Raw genomic sequence first — 6,717 nt, forward strand, 5'->3', positions numbered from 1 at the left:
GCCCAGTGTCCCCGGGCCTCACCCATCTGCCTTCGCGGAATACCGTCCGGCTGGAGCCGCGTCGCGCCACTCGCCGAGAGGCGACCTGCACACCGACACCCGGCGCCGCCCGGCTCCCACAAGGAGCCGGGCGGCGCTGTCTCTGTCCGGACCTCCCCGGCGGGTCAGGCGGGGGTGGGGAGGGTGGCGCGGCGGGTGCGGACCGCTGCCGCCAGTTCGGTGAGGACCTCGGCGGTGGTGTCCCAGCCGATGCAGGCGTCGGTCACCGACTTGCCGTACTCCAGCTCGCGGGTGGGGTCGAGGTCCTGGCGGCCCGGCTGGAGGAAGCTCTCCAGCATGACGCCCACGATGCCGCGCTGACCGGCGGCGAGCTGGGCGGCCACGTCCGCGGCGACCAGCGGCTGGTTGCGGTGGTCCTTGCCGCTGTTGGCGTGACTGGCGTCGATCACCACCCGCTCCGGCAGCCCGGCCGCCCGGAGCAGGTCCAGCGCGCCGGCCACCGACTCGGCGTCGTAATTGGGCCGACCGCCTCCGCCGCGCAGCACCAGGTGGCCGTCGGCGTTGCCCCGGGTGTGCATGATCGCCGGGGTGCCGGAGACGTCGATACCGGGGAAGACGTGCGGCACGCCCGCCGCCCGGATGGCGTCCACCGCCGTGGAGATGCTGCCGTCGGGGCGGTTCTTCATGCCGATCGGCATGGACAGCCCGGAGGCGAGCTGCCGGTGCACCTGGCTCTCCACCGTCCGCGCGCCGATCGCGCCCCAGGCGACCGTGTCCGCGATGTACTGCGGGGTGATCGGGTCGAGGAACTCGCAGCCCACCGGCAGGCCGAGGCGCAGCACGTCGAGCAGGAGCGCCCGGGCGGTACGCAGGCCGGTGTTGACGTCGCCGGAGCCGTCCAGCCCCGGGTCGTTGATCAGACCCTTCCAGCCCACCGTCGAGCGCGGCTTCTCGAAGTAGACCCGCATCACCACGAGCAGGTCGTCGGCGAGCCGGTCGGCGGCCTCGCGCAGCCGGCCCGCGTACTCGAGGGCGGCGGCGGGGTCGTGCACCGAGCACGGGCCGACCACGACCAGCAGCCGGTCGTCGGCCCGGTCCAGCACCCGGCCGACGGCACGCCGACCGGCCACCACGGCCTCGGCGAGCGGGGTCTCCAGCGGCAGGTGGTGGTGCAGCAGGGCCGGGGTGGTCAGGGGCACGACACGGTCGATCCGCTGGTCGATGACCCGATGGGCGTCCGGGGTCGTCACGGTGGGCTTCCTTCCGCCGACCGTGCCCCGGGGCCGGCGCCCGAGGTCGAGCCGGCTGCTCGTACACGAAAGGGCAGGGAAATCCCTGCCCGGCCGGCTCGAAGAGGGGGTGACGTCAGATCATGGTCGAGTCACCGGCTCCTCCAGCCGGCTGCCTAAACCATCGATACGACCGCGTCACGCCGGCCAGCTTACCCGACGCGACGGGCCCGGCTCACTGCGTCGTCGGGAAAGTCTCGTCTCATGTTCACCTTCATCGATGCGACGGCCGGTAGTTTCGTCGGCACCGAACGCTTCGTCAGGAGGTCAGCGAATGGATCGTCGTACCGTCCTGCGCGCCACCGTCGCCGGTGCCGCCGCCCTCTCGGGCAGCCTCTGGGCCGGTGCCGCCCTGGCCGCTCCCGCCCAGCCCGGAGTCGGGCCGTACGGGCCGCTTGGCAGCGCCGACGCCAACGGAATCCAGCTTCCCGCCGGCTTCACCAGCCGGGTGATCGCCCGGTCCCGGCAGGTGGTGCCGGGCACCTCGTACGCCTGGCACGACGCCCCCGACGGGGGTGCCTGCTTCGCCGCCGGCGCGGGCTGGATCTACGTCTCGAACTCCGAGATCTCGACCACCGGCGGGGCCTCCGCGGTGCGCTTCAACGCCGACGGAACAGTTTCCTCGGCGTACCGGATCCTGGGAAACACGAACCGGAACTGTGCCGGCGGGGCCACCCCGTGGGGGACCTGGCTCTCCTGTGAGGAGGTGAGCCGGGGCTACGTCTACGAGACCTGGCCGCAGGGCGGGACCGCGGCCGTGCGCCGGCCGGCGATGGGGCGGTTCACCCACGAGGCGACGGCGGCGGACCCGGACCGCCAGCTGATCTACCTGACCGAGGACGAGACCGACGGCTGCTTCTACCGGTTCCGCCCGACGGTCTGGGGCGACCTGTCCAACGGCACCCTGGAGGTGCTGGTCGGCGGCACCGCCACCAGCGGCCCGGTGAGCTGGACCCGGGTCCCCGACCCGGACGGCTCGCCCACCTACACCCGCCGCCAGGTCTCCGGCGCGAAGAAGTTCAACGGTGGCGAGGGCGCCTGGTACGCCGGCGGGACGTGCTGGTTCACCACCAAGGGCGACAACCGGGTCTGGGCGTACGACGCGGTCAACCAGCGGATCGACCTGGCGTACGACGACTCGCTGGTGGTGACCGGGCCGGCGCCGCTCACCGGGGTGGACAACATCACCGGCTCGGCGTACGGGGACCTCTATGTCGCCGAGGACGGCGGCAACATGGAAATCAATCTGATCACCCCGGACGGGGTGGTCACGCCCTTCCTGCGGGTCAACGGGCAGAGCGCGTCGGAGATCACCGGGCCGGCCTTCTCCCCGGACGGCAGCCGGCTCTACTTCTCCTCCCAGCGCGGCACCAGCGGCGCCTCCTCGGGCGGGATCACCTACGAGGTGCGCGGGCCGTTCCGCTGAGGCCCGTGCCGGGTATGGGGACGCCATGAGTCACGACCAGAGCGACCAGGAGCGGATCGAGTCCCGCGCCCACCTGCTGCCCGAGGAGGCGGCGGTGGGCAGCGAGGACCCGGAGTCGCAGGCCGACGCGATCCTCGCCGAATCGGACATCCGGGAGGAGGACCGGAACGCCGCCCCCGACACCGTCCTGGAGCACCGGACGTCCGATCAGACCGTGACCCCCGCCGAGCCGCCCGACTGAACGCCGGCGCCCCGGCCCCGGCGAGAACCGCGGTAGGTCGTCTCGCGCAGCCAGGCGAGCGGACCCACCATCCGCAGGCCCGGCGGCACGTTGCCGAGGGGATCGAAGGCCAGCGCGGCGTCCTCCCGGGCGTCGCGCCCGCCGTCCAGGGTCACCTGCCCGAACGGTCGCCACGCGCCGACCGCCGAGGCCACCGCGAGCACCAGGCGCGGCGCGTCCGCCTCGACCCGCGCCTCGAGCTCGGCCAGGCCGCGGCCCAGCTCCGGCGAGTCGGGATCCGCGAGCGCGGCCAGGAACAGCCGCCGCCGGCCCGCCCGGAACGACATGATCGAGGTGTACGTCCCGGTGAAGCGCCGCCGGGGCAGCGGCAGGTTGCGCAGCACCGGCGCGGCCCCGCTGGAGCTGACCAGCAGGTCCACCGGCGTCTCCGGATCCCGGTGCAGCCGGATCCCCACCCCCAGCACGTCCGGCCAGCTCCCCGGGGTGGGCACGCCCTTGGAGAGCCGCACCGTGGCCGGCCAGCGACCGGGCCGGTCCAGCAGCGGCACGCCGGTCGGCGGGCCCGGCGTACCCCAGATCGTCAGCTCGGCGGAGAAGGTACGGCCGGCGGGATGCAGCAGCCGGGCGTGCCGCCGCCGGGCCAGTGCGCTGGCCGCGCCGACGGCGGCGGCGGTTGCGGCTCGCCGCGCCTGACGCCACGCCGCTGCCTGGAGCCGCCGGGCGGCGGAGATGGGGGAGGGCATACGCGACGAGTACCCCGGGGGTGGCCGGACGATGCTCCCCGCACGTCCCCTTTCCACCCGCGACATCGGATAGCGTCGTGCCATGCCCGACAGCGGTTACCCCTGGCCGATCGAGACCACCCGACTGGACAACGGCCTGCGCGTGGTGGTGAGCGAGGACCGCACCGCCCCCGCGGTCGCGGTGAACCTCTGGTACGACGTCGGCTCCCGTCATGAGCCCGACGGACAGACCGGCTTCGCCCACCTCTTCGAGCACCTGATGTTCGAGGGCTCGGAGAACGTGACGAAGACCGAGCACATGAAGCTCATCCAGGGTTCCGGCGGTTCGCTGAACGCCACCACCAACCCGGACCGCACCAACTACTTCGAGACGGTCCCGGCCGAGCACCTGGAACTGGCGATCTGGCTGGAGGCCGACCGGATGGGCGGGCTGGTGCCGGCGCTCACCCAGGAGACCCTGGACAACCAGCGGGACGTGGTCAAGAACGAGCGGCGCCAGCGCTACGAGAACGTCCCATACGGCGACGCCTGGCTGCGGCTGCTGCCGCTGCTCTACCCGCCGGGCCACCCGTACCACCACGCGACGATCGGGTCGATGGCCGACCTGAACGCCGCCGACCTGGCCACCTTCCAGGCGTTCCACACCACCTACTACGCGCCGAACAACGCGGTCCTCACCGTGGTCGGCGACGCCACGGCCGCCGAGGTGTTCGCGCTGGCCGACAAGTACTTCGGGGCCATCCCGTCGCGCGCGGAGATCCCCGCCGCGCCGGACGGGCGGATCGTGCCGGCGACCGGGCGGCCGGCGGTGGAGACGGTCGTCGCCGACGTGCCCGCGCCCCGCGTGTACGCCGCCCACCGCACCCACCCCTACGGCACCACCGGGTACGACGTGACCACGGTGCTCGCCACCGTCCTGGGCACCGGCCGGGGCAGCCGGCTCTACCAGCGCCTCGCCGACGGGGAGCGGATCGCCCAGCCGGACCTGGTCGGGGCGTACGGGGTGGACCTGGCGCACGGGCCGGCGCCACTGATCGCCACCGCCACCGCCCGCCCCGGGGTGGACGCCGAGCGGCTGCGCGACGGGCTGGCCGAGGTGATCGACGAGCTGGCCACCGTGCCGGTGACCGCCGCCGAGCTGGACCGGGCCAAGGCGCTGCTGAGCACCCAGTGGTGGCGGCACATGTCCACGGTGGACGGCCGGGCCGACGTCCTCGGCCGGTACGCCACCCAGTTCGGTGACCCGGCGAAGATCGGTGAGCGCCTGCCGGCCTGGCTCGCGGTCACCGCCGAGCAGATCGCCGAACAGGCCGCCGAGCTGCTCGGCGCCGCCGACCGGGTGACCCTGATCTACCTGCCCGAGGAGAAGTCATGACGCTGATCGCCACCCGCCCCGGGCCGGGCGCCGCCCGCCCGTACCGGTTCCCGCAGGTGGTCCGCCGGGCGGTCGTCGGCGGGCAGGTCGTCGCCGCGCACCTGCCCGGGCAGAACCTGGCCGTCGCGTTGCTGCTCCTGGACGCCGGCGCCGGGCGGGAGCCGGTCGGCAAGGAGGGGCTGGGCGGGGTGCTCGCCAAGGCCCTGGAGGAGGGCACCGCGCAGCGGGACGGCACCGCGTACGCGTTGGCCATCGAGGCGCTCGGGACCGAGCTGGTGACCGGGCTGGACTGGGACTCCTTCCAGGTCAGCGTGCAGGTCCCGGTGGACCGGCTGGGCGCCGCCGTGGAGCTGCTCGCCGAGGCGGTCCGGACGCCCCGGCTCGACCCGGCGGACGTGCTGCGGGTCCGCGACGACGAGGCGACCGCGCTGCGGATGGACTGGGCCAACCCGGGCCCCCGGGCGGACGCGGTGCTGCGCGCCGACCTGTTCGGCGCGGACAACCGTTGGGGCCGGCCGATGTACGGCGACCCGGAGAGCGTCGCCGCCCTGGACGTGGACGACGTCACCGTCTTCCACTCCGAGTGGTTCATCCGCCCGGGCACGCTGATCGTCGCGGGCGACCTGGACCGCGTCGACCTGGACGCGCTCGGCGCGGCGGCGTTCGCCGGCACCGGGGGCGGGCCGGTGGACCGGGGCGGCCCGATCGAGGTGCCGCTGGCCGGCCGGCGGAAGGTGATCCTGGTCGACCGGCCCGGCTCGGTGCAGTCCACGCTCCGCCTCGGCCACCCCGCCCCGCACCGCGCCCACCCGGACCACGTGCCGATGACGCTCGCCGGGACGGTGCTCGGCGGCGCCTTCACCTCCCGGCTCAACCACCTGATCCGCGAGGTGCGCGGCTACACGTACGGCATCCGCGGCGACTTCGCCTCGTCCCGCCGGTTCGGCCGGTTCGCGATCAGCTCCGGGGTGCAGACCGCGGTGACCGCGCCGGCCCTGGCGGAGGCGGTCGGCGAGGTCTCGCGTACCCGGTTGACCGGGGTGACCGAGGACGAGCTGGCGGTGGCCCGCTCGTGGCGGGCCGGCCAGCTCTCGGTCGAGCTGCAGAGCCCGCGCGCGATCGCCTCCGCGCTGACCACGCTGGTGGTGCACGACCTGCCGGACGACTACCACGCCCGGCTGCGCGAGTCGCTGCTCGCGGCGACGGTCGAGGAGGTTTCCGCGGCGGCCGCCGCGCACCTGCACCCGGACTCGCTCACCCTGGTCATCGAGGGCGACTCGGCGGTCATCCGGGACGAACTGGTCGCCGCCGGTCTCGGCGAGGTCGTGGACCACGCCCCCTGACGAAGGCTCGCCCCTGGGGAGGTGGCGGTGTCCACCGGGACACCGCCACCTCCCCCTCCCTGCCCTCGCTCCCTTCCGCCTTGCGCCTCCCCTCCGCCCCGGCTCCTCCCGCACATTGGGATTCCGCATCCACTTCCCGGGAGCTGCGGAGATCTTGGTAGGAATCGGCCCCTATAACGGCCGTTCCGTACCAAGATCTCTTGGCGCGGGGCGCGGGGCGCGGGGCGCGGGGCGCGGGGCGCGGGGCGCGGGGCGCGGGGCGCGGGGCGCGGGGCGCGGGGCGCGGGGCGCGGGGCGCGG

Annotated in this window: 6 protein-coding genes; 4 read left to right on the forward strand and 2 right to left on the reverse strand. The window is 74.4% G+C overall.

Annotated features, from left to right (window positions below; translation table 11 throughout):
- Positions 1-164: 164 nt before the first annotated feature.
- Entirely contained in the window at positions 165-1,250 is a 1,086-nt protein-coding gene (locus ACGFI9_RS23930; RefSeq protein WP_393181087.1) for a 3-deoxy-7-phosphoheptulonate synthase, read from the reverse strand.
- Between the two features lie 313 nt (positions 1,251-1,563).
- Between ACGFI9_RS23930 and ACGFI9_RS23935 the strand changes: the two genes are divergently transcribed.
- Together ACGFI9_RS23935 and ACGFI9_RS23940 are read left to right on the forward strand one after the other, a co-directional pair.
- A complete protein-coding gene (locus ACGFI9_RS23935) occupies positions 1,564-2,715 on the forward strand; it encodes an alkaline phosphatase PhoX (protein WP_393181089.1) in 1,152 nt (383 codons plus the stop codon).
- 25 nt (positions 2,716-2,740) lie between these two features.
- Positions 2,741-2,956, forward strand: a complete 216-nt coding sequence (locus tag ACGFI9_RS23940; RefSeq protein WP_393181091.1) for a hypothetical protein — start codon at positions 2,741-2,743, stop codon at positions 2,954-2,956.
- Here ACGFI9_RS23940 and ACGFI9_RS23945 read toward each other — a convergent pair.
- A complete protein-coding gene (locus ACGFI9_RS23945) occupies positions 2,923-3,699 on the reverse strand; it encodes a phosphodiesterase (RefSeq protein WP_393181092.1) in 777 nt (258 codons plus the stop codon). The two genes, ACGFI9_RS23940 and ACGFI9_RS23945, sit on opposite strands and share 34 nt — an antisense overlap.
- Before the next feature lie 82 nt (positions 3,700-3,781).
- Between ACGFI9_RS23945 and ACGFI9_RS23950 the strand changes: the two genes are divergently transcribed.
- Positions 3,782-5,074, forward strand: coding sequence for a M16 family metallopeptidase (locus ACGFI9_RS23950; RefSeq protein ID WP_393181094.1), 1,293 nt, complete (start codon positions 3,782-3,784; stop codon positions 5,072-5,074).
- Positions 5,071-6,417: a M16 family metallopeptidase gene (locus ACGFI9_RS23955; protein WP_393181096.1), complete on the forward strand. Its 1,347-nt coding sequence runs from the start codon at positions 5,071-5,073 to the stop codon at positions 6,415-6,417. The genes ACGFI9_RS23950 and ACGFI9_RS23955 overlap by 4 nt, the downstream gene beginning before the upstream one ends.
- Positions 6,418-6,717: the final 300 nt, after the last annotated feature.

It is taken from the genome of Micromonospora sp. NPDC048930, from assembly GCF_043197935.1.
GTDB lineage: Bacteria > Actinomycetota > Actinomycetes > Mycobacteriales > Micromonosporaceae > Micromonospora.